The sequence below is a fragment of the Nonomuraea sp. NPDC052129 genome (assembly GCF_040680095.1).
Lineage (GTDB): Bacteria > Actinomycetota > Actinomycetes > Streptosporangiales > Streptosporangiaceae > Nonomuraea.
This window is the reverse complement of the sequence record NZ_JBFAVX010000005.1, coordinates 183,129-198,556: the sequence shown is the minus strand read 5'-3', so window position 1 is coordinate 198,556 and position 15,428 is coordinate 183,129. Positions and strand designations below refer to the sequence as shown.

The window sequence follows — 15,428 nt, the reverse complement described above, 5'->3', positions numbered from 1 at the left end:
GCCCGGCGGCCGCTCCCCAGCGCCTCAGCCCTTGGCCGGTCGCCGAATCCCCCGCAGGTGGGCGTCATGTACCGTCGGCCAGATGAAGCTGGCGAGCATCCACATCTATCCCGTCAAATCGACGACCGGACACGAGGTACCTGAGGCCGAGGTGCAGCCCTGGGGCCTGGCCGGTGACCGGCGCTACCTCATCGTCGACGAGCACGGCGAGATGCTGACCGCCCGCGAGCTCCCCCGGCTGCTGATGTGCGTGCCGGAGCCGGGCGGCGAGACGCTCAAGCTCACCGGCCCGCACGCCGCGCCGCTGCGGGTCAGTCCCACTGCCGGCCGTTCGGTGATCAAGATGCGGAAGACGTCGATTGAGCTGACCGACTGCGGCGACGACGCGGCCGCGTGGCTGAGCGCGCTGATCGACCGCCCCGTCCGGCTGGCCTGGCAGGACGACCCCACCTGCCGTCCCGTCGATCCCGAGTACGGCCGGCCGGACGACCGGGTCAGCCTGGCCGACGCGTATCCGCTGCTGCTCACCTCCACCGCTTCCCTGGCCCGGCTCAACGACTGGATCGCGGAGACGGCGGTCGAGAGCGGCGAGGAACTGCCCGCGCCGCTGCCCATGAGCAGGTTCCGGCCGAACGTGGTCGTGGACGGCGTGCCGGACGCCTTCGCCGAGGACGGATGGAGGCGCGTCCGCGTCGGCGACACGGAGTTCCGGGTGGTCAAGGGCTGTGACCGATGCGTACTGACCACCGTGGACGCCGCCACCTACACCAAGGGCAAGGAGCCCATCCGCACCCTGGCCAGGCACCGCAGGTGGGACGGCAAGGTCTGGTTCGGCGTGAACCTCATCCCGGACGCCCCTGGCCGGATCGCGCAGGGGGATCCGGTGACGATCCTCTGAGCCGGTTCCTCGGAGCCAGGCGGGCGAACCTCCGAGCCGGGCGGCGAAACCCCATCCCACCCTGCCAAACATCCGAAAGCACCCATAAGTAGTTGAATAACGCCGCGTGGGGTGATTTGGGCCTTTTGGGGGATCTCATGGGCTATGCGAGACTTCACAAGTGACCAGCGCCCCTATAAAGCCCGATATTTCATCCCCTGACCGGATCCGGGCCGTCCAGCGGCGCACTCTGGTGATCCTGTCCGCCGCGCAAATAGTGGGCGGCGTAGGCGTCGCAGTCGGCCTGGCACTGAGCTCCGTCGTCGTCGACGAGCTCTCCGGATCCACCGTGATCAGCGGCTTCGCGGGCACCGCGACCGTACTCGGCGCGGCCCTCCTGGCCCTGCCGACCGCCAAGGCGTCCGGCAGTGGCGGCCGGCGGACGGGCCTGACGCTGGCGTACGTGGCCGCGCTGGCGGGCTGCGCGCTGTCCGTCGGCGCCATCAGCCTCGGTAACTGGCCGCTGCTGCTGGTCGGACTGGTCCTGGTGGGCGGCGGCAGCGCGGGCAACCTGGCGGCCCGCTACTCGGCGACCGATCTGTCACCGCCGGGACACGCCGCCAGGCACCTGTCCCTGGTCGTCTGGGCGGCCACCATCGGCTCCGTCGCCGGCCCGAACCTGGCCAAGCCCGCGGACCAGATCGGCATGAGCGCGGGCCTCGTGGAGAAGGCCGGGCCGTTCGCGTTCGCGGCGCTGGCGTTCGCGCTGGCGATGCTCATCATCCTGGTCGGCCTGCGCCCGGACCCGCTCAAACTGGCCCGCCGGCTGAACGACACGCAACCCCCCGCCGCCGGTCAGAACCGGACGATCAGGAACGCCTGGACGACCCTGCGCACCACCCCCATGGCCCGCAAGGCCCTGGTCATGATCGCGGTCAGCCACACCGCGATGGTGTCGGTCATGTCGATGACCCCGGTCAAACTCCACCACGACGGCTCGAACCTCGACGTCATCGGCCTGGTGATCAGCCTGCACATCGCCGGGATGTACGTCATGTCGCCGGTGGTGGGCTGGCTGGCCGACAAGGCGGGCAAGGTGCCGGTGCTGCTGCTCGGCATGGCGCTGCTGCTCAGCGCCGCCGTCCTGGCGGGTACGGCCGGGCACCGCGTCTGGCAGGTGACCACCGCGCTGGTGCTGCTCGGCCTCGGCTGGTCGTGCGGCCTGGTGGCGGGGTCGGCGCTGGTCAGCGAGTCAGTTCCGGTCGGCAGCCGGCCCGCCGTGCAGGGCCTGTCCGACCTGCTGATGAACGTGTGCGGCGCCACCGGCACGATCATCGCGGGCGCGATCGTGGGCGGGCTGTCGTACGGGGTGCTCGGACTGGTGGTGGGGGTGATGGTGACCCTGGCCGGAGGCTGGCTGGCGATCACCTGGCGCCACGTGAACAGCGGCCCGCTGACACCCGCCATGTGACGCCCGCGGAGTCATTTCGCGTCGGCGTAGCAGGAGACCGCGACCGCCTCCATCGGGAAGCGCACCGGCGTCCCCCCGAACAGCAGGCGGCTGGCCTCGGCGGCCGACTCCGACACCGCGGCCATCACCTCTTCGGCCTGGTCGAGTGGGCAGTGCACCATGATCTCGTCGTGCTGGAAGAACACCAGTCTGGCCGGGCCGGACAACCGCCCCCGCAGCACCGCCATCAGCACCAGCGCCCACTCGGCGGCGGTGGCCTGCACGACGAAGTTGCGGGTGAAGCGCCCACGATCCCGGATCGCCCGGCTCCCCTCGGGCCCCGACACCAGGGACTTCCACCCCTCCGACGGCGGCGGGCTGGTGCGGCCGAGCCAGGAGCGCACCAGCCGACCCTCCTCTCCCGCCTTGGCCGCGTCCTCGACGAACTGGTAGGCCTTGGGGAAGCGCTGCCGCATCACCGCCAGCAGCTTGGAGGCGTCACCGCTGGTGCCGCCGTACATGGCGGACAGCATCGCGATCTTGGCGTTGGCGCGCTCGCCCCCGAACGACTTGGCCAGCGCCGAGTAGAGGTCGATCTCCCCCGCCGCCCGCGCCAGCCCCCCGTCGGCGGCCATCGCGGCCAGCACCCGCGGCTCCAGCTGGGCGGCGTCGGCCACGATCAGGGTCCAGCCGTCGTCGGCGACCACCACGCGGCGCATCACCTTGGGGATCTGCAGCGCGCCGCCGCCGTCGGTGGCCCATCGCCCCGACACCACACCGGCCACCACGTATTCGGCACGGAAGCGCCCGTCGCGCACCCACTGGTCGGCCCAGACCCACCCGTGGAAGCTGTACAGCCTGGCCAGCTCCTTGTAGGCGAGCAGCGGCGCGACCGCCGGGTGGTCGAGCTGCTTGAGCTCCCACGACCGGGTGGTCTTGAGCGCGACGCCCGCCCCCTTGAACGCCTTGACCAGCTGCTGCACCGAGTCGGGATTGACCGGATGCCCGAACGCCGCCGACACCTCGTCGGCCAGCGCCTGGAGCTTGGCCGGCCGCATGCCGTGCACCGGGCGCGGGCCGAGCAGCTCGGTGAGCAGGGCGTCGTGTACGTCCCGGCGCCACGGCATGCCGTCGTGGCCCATCTCGGCGGCGATCAGCGCGCCCGCCGACTCGGCCGCCACCAGCAGCCGGAACCGGCCCGGCTCGGGCAGCGCCTCGATCCGGCGCAGCTGGTCGGCCAGCACCTCCGCCACCGCCTCCGCGCCGAGCGGCTCTGGCGCGAACAGCGTGTCGGGCACGCTGGGCCGATCGTCGGGCACCGGCAGGCCGTGCAGCCTGGCGTGGGCGGCCTTGGCCGAGCGCGGCTGGCCGTATCGCCCCTCGTACGCGAGCAGCAGCCCCTCGGTGAGCGTCAGGTCGTGGCAGCGTGACACCCGCACACCCTTGGACAGCAGGGACGGATAGATCTCGCGGGCGTCCGCCCAGACCCAGCGCGGCCGCTCGGCTTCGAGCTCGCGCACGGCCCGCGCCAGGTCGTCGACCCGGCGAGCCGGACCACCGACCGGCAGGATCGTCCCGTCTGTCACCACTACGTGCACGCCGTCCAGAGTGCCAGGTGACTACGACAAACTGATGTGCACCTCGTCCTCCATCGGCGGATCCACCTCTTGCGGCAGGCAGCCGGTGGCGGCGAAGCAGCGCACCGAGAGCAGCTCGGGCGTGACCGAAAGGTGCAGGAACTGCTTGAAGAACGGCGGTGTGTCCCAGTCGGACAGCTCGGAGAGGTAGCGGTGGAAGACCGTGCCCACGGGCAGCCGGAGCGGCATCGGCCAGGCCCCGAGCAGCCGGGCCGCCCACCTCATCCTGCGGGTGATCTTGATGGGTCCGGCGACGGGCCGGACCGGGGTGTTGTTGATCTGCTCCGCCATGATGCAGGCGGCCTCGGCAGGGGTGAGGTAGATCCACTTCATCCGGAGCCGCTTGGCGTACAGCTGACTGTAGAAGGACAGCGAGTCGCCGCGCAGGGGGTAGCACTTGAAGTCGTCCTCGTGCACGCCCGCCACGTCCACCCGGCGGGTGGTGTGGGTGGCGTGCATGAACGCCCCCCCGCCCCCGGAGACGATGTACTGGATCACCCGGTCGCCCACCCTGACGGGATAGCGCTGGTAGTTGTGCACGTCGCCGCCGATGGCGGCCACGTAGCGGTGTTCGGGGGCGCGGATGATGTCGTCGATCGTGCCGCCGCCCTCCAGCGGGGACGGCTTGTAGTCGTTGCGTGTGTAGATCGGCTTGCCGGTGACGAGGATCTTCGGGCGCGGGTCCAAAGAGGTGCGCCGCAGCCATTCGGTCTGCTGGGCGTCGATCTCCCCCTGGATGCCGGTGTCGACGCCCACGATGAGCAGGCTCGGGGTCTCGATCGCCCAGTACGGCCCCGGCTGCGCGGCCCGCTGCGCCGGACGGTCCCTGAACGTGCGAGCCTCGGCCAGCAGCCGCTCGTCGATCGTCTCCGACCGGCGCCAGAGCAGGCCGCGTAACCCGGAATCCCGCTTGGGCGGGAGCGCCGGGGCGTCGCAGAACACGCGCATGAAACCGCCGAGCCCGTCGTACCAGTCGTGGTTGCCGGGGATCGCGTAGATCGGCGCGTCATAGTCCTTGTACGGGCGGAAGAACTTGTTCTCGTACTCGTTGCCGGACCCGGCCGGATAGAGCACGTCGCTGGCGATGACCGCGAAGGAGGTGCCTTCGCCCACCTTGAGCAGGCCGGGCACGACCGCGTACTGGGAGGCGTCGCCCTCGCCCGTGTCGCCGAGCAGCAGGAAGCTGAAGCTCTCCCCCACCTCCGGCTTGACGCGGAAGTCCGGGTCGGCGCCACGGGCCTCCTGCTCGGCGACCCACCTGCGGCGCACCTTCCCGGACGGGTCACCGAAGAGCCCGGCGACGATCTGGTTGCGCGAGTGCCACAGCGTGCGCGGGCTGAACCAGGTGAACCCCTTGTTGTCGGGTCTCAGGTCGTCGAACGTGCCGATCCGCTGACAGGCCCACCCCGCGCCTTCCTCCGACACCCGGGAGGAGAGCTGCTTTCCACGCTCAGCCGCGACTTCCACCATGACTCCATCTTTACGCGATCTTCCCCAAGCCGCACCCACTTCCCGAAGCGCGTCCGAACGCAGCGTGCCGTTGGGAACACAATCGGTTCGCGATGGTGTAGCCTCACGCCCCAAGCAAGCGGTTCGTCGCCGCGATGGGGGGCTGCCATGGCCCGGAACGGTTCGGACGACGCCACCCGGAGGGGCACCGCGGGGGTGGCCGCCGTAGAGGGGCTGCTGGCGTACGCCGGCAGACGGTCGCGCTGGGGTGGTGGGGCGCTCAACAGGGTCCACCAGGCGATCGGGCTCAGCCGGGAGCTGGCCGCCGCGGACCCCGACGGGCACGCGCTGCTGCTCGCCCGTTGCCTGCTGGCCGCAGCCAAGCTGCTGCTCAAGCGCGGCCGGGCCGCGGAGGCGCTGCCGCACGCCGAGGAGGCCGTAGAGCTCTGCCGTCCGGCGGGTGGCGCGCCGCTGGTGTTCGCGCTGGCCTGCCTGGCGGACGTGTACGAGGCCCAGCAACGCTATGGGGAAGCGGCGGCGGCCATGACGGAGGCCGCGTCGGTCGACCCACCGGACTGACCACCAGGCCCCAGACCTCAGGCCCAGACCCCGGCCTGCGCCCCCGGCCCAGGCCCAGGCCCGCGCCCCCAAAACAGGCGCGAGGCCCGCGGCTCCAGGTCGGTCTCAGGGGATCAGGATGCCCGGGTTCAGGATGCCCGAGGGGTCGAGCCGGGCCTTGATGGCGCGCAGGATGTCGACGCCCACGGGCCCCAGCTCGGCCGCGTACGCCTCGCGGTGGTCGCGGCCCACGCCGTGGTGGTGCGAGATCGTGCCGCCCGCCGCCACGATGGCCGCGTTGACCGCCTCCTTGGCCCCCTCCCACTGCGCCACCGGGTCGCCCTTCTGCGCGGTGACGACGGTGAAGTACAGCGAGGCCCCGGTCTCGTACACGTGCGAGATGTGGCACATGACCAGCGGCGACTCCAGCGCCCCGAGCAGGGCCAGCCGTACCGCGTCGTACAGGCGCGGCAGCGCGGACCAGAACCCGGCCGTCTCGATGGTCTCCACCGTCGCGCCGGCGGCCAGCAGCGAGTCGCGCAGGTACGGCGCTGAGAACCGGCCGTGTTCCCACGCCTGTCCGGGCTCGGTCCCGAGCGGCACCCCGCCCATCCGCGCCAGCACCGCCCCGGCTCCGGTCCTGCGCCCCTCGACCGATGTCGCTGGGGAAGACGTCGCCGGGGAACCCGCCTCCTGCCCGTGGGTCGGCCGGTCAGTCGGCCCGTCTGCCGGGCCCTCGGCCGGGCCTTCGTAACCCGCGATCACCAGGCAGCCGCTGGAGCCGCCCCCGATGTCATCCGGCCGGGCCAGCCCGATCATGGTCTCCGTCTCGTCCGAAAGCCGCAGCACCGTAGGCAGCGGCCCGTCCTGCGCCAGCACCCGCAGCGCGGCCGTCCCCTCCCGGAACGACCCGAACCGCCACCCTTCGTACACCCGCCGCCCAGGCACCCGCCGCACCCGCAGCCGCAGCGCCGTGATCACCCCGAACACCCCCTCGGACCCCAGCAGGAGCTGCCGCAGATCGGGCCCCGCCGCCGACTTGGGCGCGCGCCCCAGGTCCAGGTCGCCGGAGGGAGTGGCGACGGTCAGACCCACCACCATGTCGTCGAAGCGCCCGTAACCGGCCGAAGCCTGCCCGCTGGACCGGGCCGCCGCGAATCCGCCGAGCGTGGCGTACTCGTACGACTGCGGGAAATGCCCCAGCGTCAGCCCGTGCCGTTCGAGCAGCCGTTCGGCCTCGGGCGCCCGCAGTCCCGGCTCGGCGGTGACGACCATCGACTCGGTGTCGACCGCGACGAGCCGGTCGAGCCGGGCCAGGTCCAGCGCCACCACCCCGGCGAAGCCGGACCGGGAGGCCGCCAGCCCGCCCACCACGGAGGTGCCTCCGCCGAAGGGCACCACCGCGATCCGCTCGGCCGCGCACAGCCGCAGCAGCGCGGCGACCTCGTCGTGCGAGCCGGGCAGCAGCACGGCGTCGGGCGCGGCCGAGCCGTCTCCCGCACGCATCCGCAGCAGGTCGGGGGTCGACTTGCCGCGCGTGTGCCGGATCCGGGCCGCGCGCGAGGTCAGCACCTGTTCGTGACCCACGACATCGGCCAGAGCGGCCAGGTGCGCGGGCGAGAGCGCGACGGGGGCCAGCCGTACGGACTCGAACGAGGCGGCGGGAGCGGCCGGCTCGCGTACGCCCAGCAGGTCGTGGAGCAGCTCGCGGATCTGCGGGGGCAGTTCGCGGGCCTTGGCGGGGTCGCCCCAGCCCGACCACAGCATCGGTTCGTTCAGCACGTCTACACTGTGACATATGACGTCGATTCGTCACAATGACGGCGTGCTGGACGCGGCCCGCGACTGCGTGCTCGCCTACGGGGTGCGGCGCACCACGCTCACCGACGTGGCGCGGCGGGCGGGGGTGTCCCGGATGACGCTCTATCGCCGCTGGCCCGACGTGCGGAGCCTGGTCGCCGACCTGATGACGCGGGAGTGGGTGCTGGCCGTCACCGAGCTCGACCTGTCGGACCCGGTCGCCGCCGTGGTCGAAGGGGTACGGCGGCTGCGCGGCCATCCGCTCTGGCGCAAGATCGTGGAAGCGGACCCGGAGCTGCTGCTGCCGTACCTGCTGGATCGGCGCGGCGCCACCCACGAGGCGGTGCTCGGCGTGCTCGAAGCCGCCGTCGGCGACCGCCGCAAGGCCAGGGCGGTGCTGCTCGTGGCGCAGTCGTTCCTGCTGTCGGCGCCCACCATGCTCGACCCCGTGACGCTCGACGAACTCGACGCCGAACTCGCCACCCTGCTGGAGGCCTACCTTGGATAGCCCGCCGAACGCCACGCGACCCATGGACAGCTCGCTGAACGCCGCGCGACGGGCCCGCGAGCTGGCCGTGGTCGCGGAGGAGACGGTAGACGTGCTGGTCGTGGGCCTGGGCGCGACAGGGGCGGGCGCGGCGCTCGACGCCGCTTCGCGCGGTCTCAGCGTAGCGGCGATCGACGCGCACGACCTGGCCTTCGGCACGTCGAGGTTCAGTTCCAAGCTCATCCACGGCGGCCTCCGCTACCTCGCCAGGGGTCAGGTGGGCGTGGCCCGCGAGAGCGCCGTCGAGCGCGGCGTCCTGCTGCGGCGGACGGCTCCGCACCTGGTCAAGGCGCATCCGTACGTGCTGCCGCTGACGCCGGAGGTCTCCAGGTCACGGGCGGAGCTGCTGATGACCGGCTACCGGCTCGGCGACGGGCTGCGCGCCGCCGCCGGCACGCCGCGCCGCCTGCTGCCCGGCCCGTCCCGGCTGACGGCCGCCCGGGCGCACACGCTCGCACCCATGCTGAGCGAGGACGGCCTGCGGGGCGGCCTGCTGTCGTGGGACGGCCGCGTGTACGACGACGCCCGGCTGGTGGTGGCCATAGCCAGGACGGCGGCGGCGTACGGGGCCCGGATCCTGACCCGGTGCCGCGCCCTGGAGCTGACCGGCGCGGGCGCCAAGGTGCGTGACGAACTGACCGGCGCGGAGTTCGGCGTCCGGGCCAGGACGGTGATCAACGCCGCGGGCGTGTGGGCGGGCCTGCTGGACCCGCGGGTGAGCCTGCGCCCGTCACGCGGCACGCACCTCGTGCTCCGCCCCGGGACCCTGCCGGGTCTCCTGTCCGGGCTGCACATTCCGATTCCCGGAGAGAGCAACCGATTCGCGCTCGTACTCCCCCAAGCCGACGGCCGCGTGCACGTGGGCCTGACTGACGAACCCCTCGACGGCCCCGTCCCCGACGTGCCCGAGGCCCCGGAGGAGGACATCAGGACGCTCCTGAGCGTGCTCAACACGGTTCTGGCGGCACCGGTGGCCCGCGAGGCCGTCGCGGGCGCCTACGCGGGACTCAGGCCGCTCCTGGCGGCGGACGGGCGGACGGCGGACGTCTCACGCAGGCACGCCGTGTTCGCAGATGAAGAGAAGGCGGACGGAGGGGTCGTCACGGTCGTGGGCGGCAAGCTCACGACATACCGGCGGATGGCCGCGGACGCGGTGAATCGAGCGATCTCGGTGGGGAACCTCCCGGCGGGCCGGAGTCGTACCGCCTCGATCCCGCTCGTCGGAGCCGTCCGGGATCACGGCACCGTGACCCCGCGAACCGGGGCGGGCGCGGGCCGCCCGCCCGAGCGGCTGGTCGCCCGCCACGGCGTCGAGGCGGCGGCCGTGCACGAACTCGTCCGGGCGCATCCCGAGGAGGTCGGCCTCGGCATCACGATGGGCGAGCTGCTGTGGTGCGTCGCCCACGAGGGCGCGCTCGACGCGGACGACCTCCTCGACCGCAGGACCAGGATCGGCCTCGTCCCCGAGGACCGGGCGGCGGCGCTGCCGGCCGCCCGGGCGGCTTTCAGCTGATAACCCGTACATCCCTCTGGCCGTTAGGTTAGTCTTACCTAATTCACAAGTAAGGGAGAGGGCGTTGACCAGGGGCTGCGAGCATCCGGATGGTTGCCACACGGGCGGAGTGCCGAATCTGGCCAGCGCCACTGTGGGGGCCCGGCTGTGGCTACTCGTCGAGTACGACGGGCCGTGGCCGTCACATCTGGAAACCTTCGAGCTTCCTGAAAAAATCTCGAACCTCGTGCGCCGAGCCCAAGAACGTGGCATCAGACCCCAGCTCATCCGCCGCCCCGGCCGACGGGTCCGCCCACAGGAGCAGGACTTGCGTGTGCTAGTGGGCTACGCCACGGGCCCCAACCCCTGGCTGGCCAGCGGAGTCATCGCAGGTACCGAGGATCTTGACCTGGACGCGCTGGTGGCCGGAGTGGTCCCGGAGTCCTGCATACTTGAAGACGAGCCGGTATTTCTGGTCTGCACGCACGCCAAGCGCAATGCGTGTTGCGCCCGCATTGGACTACCCATCGCTCGAAGCCTGGCCGAAAACTGGCCGGACAGAGTATGGGAAACGTCACACGTTGGCGGCGATCGCTACGCCGCCAACCTCGTGTGCTTGCCACACGGAATTTTCTACGGCAGCATGTCTCAGGCTGCTGCGATCGCAGCGGCTAACGCGTACCGGTCGGGCGAGATCATTCTCGACCGTTACCGGGGACGCGCAGGCATCCCTGAGCCATTGCAAGCCGTCGAGCACTTCGCCCGAACCCATACGGGAGAGTGTTCTGTCGGCGCAGTGGCCGTGGAATCCTCCAGGTCGGACGGCGACGTCACCGAAGCCATCGTGCGCTGCGGCGACGTCCGGTTTGAGGTTGTGGTTGAGCCATCGGTGTTCCAAGCGCCGTGTGGTACGGCTTGCGCCGAGAAGATCACCACCTACCGGCTGGTTTCGCTGGACAGGCTCACGCCTGTGCGGTACGCCACGCCCGCCCTTACCTGATCACGGGAACACTACGGCCCACCTTTGCGTTGGAACAGTGACGCCGAAAACGTCCAATGCGGCTCAATTACTGAAATACCTCTCACGAAGGTGGTTTTCTCATGTCTCAGGTACGTCGGCAGCTCGCCCGCCCGCGCCCCAGCTGGGGTTGGCAGGATGATGCCGCGTGCCGGGGTGAGGACCTCGTGCTCTTCTTCGGCCCCGATGGGGAGCGGCAGCCCGAGCGTGACGTGCGCGAGCGGAAGGCCAAGGCGATCTGCGCCCAGTGCCCTGTCCGCAACGAGTGCCTGGACTACGCGCTGTCCCGTCCGGAGAAGTACGGCACGTGGGGTGGCCTGAACGAGGACGAGCGCGCTTCCGAGCGTCGCCGTCGCATGCGCCGCGCCGCCAGCGCCGGCATCTCCGCCGCCTGACTCCACCCGGCAGCGATCACCGCGTGATCATGCAGTTGCCCCGATGAACCGGGGCCTGGCCAGCCAAGTCCAGGCTCCGGCGAACCCGGTCGGGGCAACTGCTTGATCAGGCAAAGACCTCAGCCCCCAGCACGCGCTTCAGCCCGGCGTCATCCGTGACGCCGGGCTGAAGTAATTTCCGGATCAGTGTCTCCCGAGCTTCGGGCTGGACCGCTCTGGGTCGGCGCTACGCCTGGCTCGGGGCTCTTGGCTCAGACGATCAGAGACTCAGACGATCAGATCGTCGAACTCGCCGTCCTTGGCGCCGAGCACGAACGCGGTGATCTCATCCCGCGTGTAGACCAGGGCGGGCCCCTCGGGGAAGCGTGAGTTACGCATCGCCACCTCCCCCGTGGGCAGATCGGCCACCTCGACGCAGTTGCCGTTGGGGTTGCTCCGCCTGCTCTTGCGCCAGACGGCGGGAAGGCGACCGGCGGGCGTTCCGTTGCGGAACTCATGCATTGGGGAAGCTCCCTCGCGCGCTTACGGATGCACGTGCAGCCGTGGTTGCGAGATCACGTTACGGCATCGCCAAGATCGCCATATAGGGGACGACCAAAACCCTGATATGGGGTGGATCACACTGAAAGCAGGCGCTCCAGGAAGCGTTTGGTCTGCTCAGGGGAGTCGGCCTGGACGCTCAATCGGTCCATGACCTGCATGTAATGCTCGGACTCAGCCGGCTTGTCCAGATAGAGGGCACTCGTGAGCTGCTCCAGGTACACGACGTCGGGCAGCTCACGCTCGGGGAAGCGCAGGATGCTGAACGGCCCGCCGGCGGCCGCGTGCCCGCCGCGCTCGAACGGGATGACCTGAACGGTGACGTTGGACCGTTTCGTCATCTCCAGCAGGTGCTCGATCTGCCGGCGCATCACCTCACGGCCGCCGAGCGCGCGCCGCACCACGGCCTCGTCGATGACCGCCCACAGCTTGAGCACCCGGCCACCGGCCAGGCGCTCCTGCCGCCTGGTGCGCAGCGCCACGCGTCGGTCGAGCTCGGCCTCGGGAGTCGTCTCGTGCGCCAGCTTGATCACCGCCCTGGCGTACTCGGGCGTCTGGAGCAGGCCGGGGATGAACTGGTTCTCATACGTACGGATGACCGAGGCCGCACCCTCCAGCCCGATGTAGACCTCGAACCAGCCGGGCAGCAGGTCACTGTACTTGTGCCACCAGCCCGGGGCGTTGGCCTGCCGGGCCAGCTCCAGCAACGGCGACCGCTCGGCCTCGTCGGTGACGCCGTAGAGGGTGAGCAGATCGGCGACGTCGCGTTCCTTGAAGCTGACCTGCCCGAGCTCCAGGCGGCTGATCTTGGCGTGAGAAGCGCGAATCGCATACCCAGCGTCCTCCCGCGAGATACGCTTCTCCGTGCGGAGCCTGCGCAGTTGCGTACCCAGCAGGATCCGCAGCACCGTCGGGCTTCCCGGCGAGTAGCCGACCACATTCCCTTCCGCACTCAGTGCGCTCACACCCATCGCTCCCAGATCATCTGCACGTGCAGATGCTATTTGCATCTGTAAAACACGAAAAGTCTTGCATCGGTAAGCACACGCCGTAAAGATGGGCATTGGATCACCTAGACCGCGCTTCGGGGGCCAGGATGACGACTTTCGACGCTCGGCCGCAAGCCGCCACGTGTGCCCAGGCACCCGAATGGCTGCTGCCCATTCTGCTCGAAGGGCGGCGCGGTCCGTGTGACGAGGTCTTCCGCTTTCATGAGCTGAGCACGTTCGAACCCGTCTGTGTGGCCTCCGCCAGGCGGTTCGTCGACCGGACGCTCACCTCGTGGGGCTCCGACGGCATGGTCTTCGACGCCCAGCTGGTGGTCTCCGAGCTTGTCACCAACGCGATGCGGCACGGCGGCGGCGCCATCCAGCTCCGGCTGCTGAGCCGGCGGCCCGAGGTGGCGTGCGTGGTGAGCGACTACAGCCGGCACGCGCCGACCACCCCGCCCACCACCGACGTCTTCGCCGAATACGGCCGCGGCCTGCGCCTGGTAGAGGCCCTCACCACCACCTGGGGCTGGCTCACCCCCGGCACCCAGGGCAAGCTCGTCTGGGCCGTACTCTCCAGCTGACCCCTCGCCCATGGGGACCCCGGCCACAACGGACCACCTTCGTCCGCTCCCCCGAAGGGACCTCGCCTTCCACGGACCGGCCTCTTCCTCACCCCCGCAGGGGGTATCCCCCAAGGGGCACCAGCCCTGACGGACCGTCACAGGGCCCGAGACGGTCGCGTGACGAAACACCCCTCACTTAGACACCCGCCAGCAGATCCAGCACGTCGGCGTCGCTGAGCTGGTCGAAGTGCTCGTACCACTGCCCCACCGCCCGGAAATCCGCCGGGACCCGCAACACCACCACCTCGTCGGCCTCCTCGCGCATGGCCGCGACGGTGTCGCGGGCGCCCACCGGCACGGCCAGCGTCACCCGGCCCGGCTTGGCCGCGCCGACCGCCCTGAGCGCGGCCCGCGCGGTGGCGCCGGTGGCCAGGCCGTCGTCGACCACGATCACCTCGCGTCCAGCGAGATCGGGCAGCGGGCGGTCGCCCCGATAGACCTTGACCCGGCGGGCCAGCTCGCGCCGCTCCTCCGCGACCACGTCCGCCACCGACTCGGGCGTCATCCCGAGCCGGCGCAGCAGCTGCAGGTCGAACACCGGCTCGCCGCCCTCGGCAATCGCGCCGACGCCCAGTTCGGGCGTCGGCGGATAGCCGATCTTCCGGGTCACCAGCACGTCGAGCCGGCCACCGATGCTGCGGTGGATCGGCACGGCCACCGCCACGCCGCCGCGCGGGAGCGCCAGCACCACCGGGTCCTGCGCGTCGAGCAGGCGCCCCGCCAGCATGGCCCCCGCTTGCGCGCGGTCCGCGAACAGCAGTTCCATGCAGTGGTGTTACCCGGTCAGGGCCGGTTTCTGCCCGTGCGCCGCATTTCCTTGTGGATGACCTTCCACTTGTTCTGCTGCTCCTTGCGGAGCCGCGCGTCGGTGCGCGAGGCCATCCAGGCGGCTTCGCGCTGGAGCTTGCGCCAGCTGATCAGCCGCCGCTCGGGGAGTTCGCCGCTCTCCAGCGCGGCGAGCACCGCGCAGCCAGGCTCGCTCTCGTGGCCGCAGTCGTCGAACCGGCAGCCGGCCGCCAGCTCCTCGATGTCGGAGAAGACGAGGTCGACGCCCTCGCTCATCTCGTAGAGGCCGACGCGGCGGATGCCCGGCGTGTCGATGACGAGGCCGCCGCCGGGCAGCGGGATCAGCTCCCGGTGCACGGTGGTGTGGCGGCCCCGGCCGTCGGCGGCGCGCACCTGCTGGGTGTCCATCGCCTCGCCGTCCGCCATGGCGTTGACGAGCGTGGACTTTCCGGCGCCCGACGGGCCGAGCACGACGGCCGTACGCGAGCCTTCGAGGTAGCCGCGTACGAGCTCGACGCCGTCGCCGAGCACCGAGGAGACGGCGTGCACGTCGACGCCCGGCGCGGCGACGCGTACGTCGGCGAGCAGGTCGTCGAGGCCGCGTTCGAACAGGTCGGACTTGGTGACGAGCACGACCGGCGTGCCGCCCGACTCCCAGGCCAGCGCGACGAGCCGTTCGATGCGGCCCAGGTCGGCGAAGTCCGTGGCGTGCATGGACGGCTCCGCGACGAAGACGATGTCGATGTTGGCCGCGAGCACCTGGCCCTGGCCGTCGCCCGACAGGCCGCCGCGCGAGTCGCGGCTGACGCCGCCCCTGACGAAGGCGCTGCTTCTCGGCAGGACCGCGTCGAGCTCGTATCGGCCCTCTGGGAGCTCCTTGAGCGCGACCCAGTCTCCGACGCAGGGCAGCGCCACCGGGTCGTCAGCGGACGCCCTGCGGACGCGCGCGCCGTACTTGACGTGATGCTGCCCATCGGCGGCGATCACTTCGGCCGCGCCGCGATCGACCCGGGACACCCGGGCGGGCACGGTGTGTAGTGGTAGCTCGGCGGCGCGGGATTCGGTCCAGCCGAGCGGGAAAAGCGTGGAGAACAACGGAGTGACACCTTTGGTCGAGAAGGACCCGGGTGACCTCTAAGCGAGCACCCGGAGGATGACAGACGGCAAGCCGAACAGAACAGCCCGCATGGTCGTCACCTCCTCACTCGAGTTCTCGGTGCAGCTGGGAAGTGACTCTACGCATCCCTCCTGCGAGTTCGCAACG

At 70.9% G+C, this 15,428-nt stretch carries 15 protein-coding genes; 8 read left to right on the top strand and 7 right to left on the bottom strand.

Annotated features, from left to right (window positions below; all coding sequences use genetic code 11):
• Window positions 1-82 precede the first annotated feature (82 nt).
• On the top strand, window positions 83-898 hold the full coding sequence (locus tag AB0L53_RS14755; protein ID WP_363993359.1) for an MOSC N-terminal beta barrel domain-containing protein: 816 nt from the start codon (window positions 83-85) through the stop codon (window positions 896-898).
• A 160-nt stretch (window positions 899-1,058) separates the two neighbouring features.
• Window positions 1,059-2,348: an MFS transporter gene (locus AB0L53_RS14750; RefSeq protein WP_363993358.1), complete on the top strand. Its 1,290-nt coding sequence runs from the start codon at window positions 1,059-1,061 to the stop codon at window positions 2,346-2,348.
• 11 nt (window positions 2,349-2,359) lie between these two features.
• On the opposite strand, the gene AB0L53_RS14745 is transcribed toward AB0L53_RS14750, so the two are convergent.
• Together AB0L53_RS14745 and AB0L53_RS14740 are read right to left on the bottom strand one after the other, a co-directional pair.
• A complete protein-coding gene (locus AB0L53_RS14745) occupies window positions 2,360-3,925 on the bottom strand; it encodes a bifunctional 3'-5' exonuclease/DNA polymerase (RefSeq protein WP_363993357.1) in 1,566 nt (521 codons plus the stop codon).
• A 21-nt stretch (window positions 3,926-3,946) separates the two neighbouring features.
• Window positions 3,947-5,434, bottom strand: a complete 1,488-nt coding sequence (locus AB0L53_RS14740; protein WP_363993356.1) for a metallophosphoesterase — start codon at window positions 5,432-5,434, stop codon at window positions 3,947-3,949.
• Between the two features lie 147 nt (window positions 5,435-5,581).
• Between AB0L53_RS14740 and AB0L53_RS14735 the strand changes: the two genes are divergently transcribed.
• A complete protein-coding gene (locus tag AB0L53_RS14735; protein ID WP_363993355.1) occupies window positions 5,582-5,992 on the top strand; it encodes a hypothetical protein in 411 nt (136 codons plus the stop codon).
• Window positions 5,993-6,097: 105 nt separating this feature from the next.
• Here AB0L53_RS14735 and AB0L53_RS14730 read toward each other — a convergent pair whose 3' ends face one another.
• Window positions 6,098-7,738, bottom strand: a complete 1,641-nt coding sequence (locus AB0L53_RS14730; RefSeq protein WP_363993659.1) for an FAD-binding oxidoreductase — start codon at window positions 7,736-7,738, stop codon at window positions 6,098-6,100.
• Between the two features lie 31 nt (window positions 7,739-7,769).
• On the opposite strand from AB0L53_RS14730, the gene AB0L53_RS14725 reads away from it, so the two are divergent.
• From AB0L53_RS14725 to AB0L53_RS14710, 4 genes are all read left to right on the top strand, one after another.
• A complete protein-coding gene (locus AB0L53_RS14725) occupies window positions 7,770-8,279 on the top strand; it encodes a helix-turn-helix domain-containing protein (RefSeq protein WP_357941113.1) in 510 nt (169 codons plus the stop codon).
• 22 nt (window positions 8,280-8,301) lie between these two features.
• Window positions 8,302-9,831 (top strand): glycerol-3-phosphate dehydrogenase/oxidase, encoded by a 1,530-nt coding sequence (locus AB0L53_RS14720; RefSeq protein ID WP_363993354.1) that lies wholly within the window; start codon window positions 8,302-8,304, stop codon window positions 9,829-9,831.
• A 109-nt stretch (window positions 9,832-9,940) separates the two neighbouring features.
• Window positions 9,941-10,810: a sucrase ferredoxin gene (locus AB0L53_RS14715; RefSeq protein WP_363993353.1), complete on the top strand. Its 870-nt coding sequence runs from the start codon at window positions 9,941-9,943 to the stop codon at window positions 10,808-10,810.
• Between the two features lie 101 nt (window positions 10,811-10,911).
• Window positions 10,912-11,223, top strand: coding sequence for a WhiB family transcriptional regulator (locus AB0L53_RS14710; protein WP_080036407.1), 312 nt, complete (start codon window positions 10,912-10,914; stop codon window positions 11,221-11,223).
• 267 nt (window positions 11,224-11,490) lie between these two features.
• Here AB0L53_RS14710 and AB0L53_RS14705 read toward each other — a convergent pair whose 3' ends face one another.
• Together AB0L53_RS14705 and AB0L53_RS14700 are read right to left on the bottom strand one after the other, a co-directional pair.
• A complete protein-coding gene (locus AB0L53_RS14705) occupies window positions 11,491-11,724 on the bottom strand; it encodes a DUF397 domain-containing protein (RefSeq protein WP_225289364.1) in 234 nt (77 codons plus the stop codon).
• Window positions 11,725-11,840: 116 nt separating this feature from the next.
• Complete coding sequence (locus AB0L53_RS14700) at window positions 11,841-12,728, bottom strand: helix-turn-helix transcriptional regulator (RefSeq protein WP_363993352.1); 888 nt, start codon at window positions 12,726-12,728, stop codon at window positions 11,841-11,843.
• 131 nt (window positions 12,729-12,859) lie between these two features.
• On the opposite strand from AB0L53_RS14700, the gene AB0L53_RS14695 reads away from it, so the two are divergent.
• Window positions 12,860-13,336 carry an ATP-binding protein gene (locus AB0L53_RS14695; protein ID WP_363993351.1) on the top strand — a complete coding sequence of 159 codons (477 nt, stop codon included), beginning with the start codon at window positions 12,860-12,862 and terminating at the stop codon, window positions 13,334-13,336.
• A 178-nt stretch (window positions 13,337-13,514) separates the two neighbouring features.
• Here AB0L53_RS14695 and AB0L53_RS14690 read toward each other — a convergent pair whose 3' ends face one another.
• Both AB0L53_RS14690 and rsgA read right to left on the bottom strand, forming a co-directional pair.
• Entirely contained in the window at window positions 13,515-14,144 is a 630-nt protein-coding gene (locus AB0L53_RS14690; protein WP_363993350.1) for a phosphoribosyltransferase family protein, read from the bottom strand.
• Between the two features lie 17 nt (window positions 14,145-14,161).
• Window positions 14,162-15,259: a ribosome small subunit-dependent GTPase A gene (rsgA, locus tag AB0L53_RS14685; RefSeq protein WP_363993349.1), complete on the bottom strand. Its 1,098-nt coding sequence runs from the start codon at window positions 15,257-15,259 to the stop codon at window positions 14,162-14,164.
• Window positions 15,260-15,428: the final 169 nt, after the last annotated feature.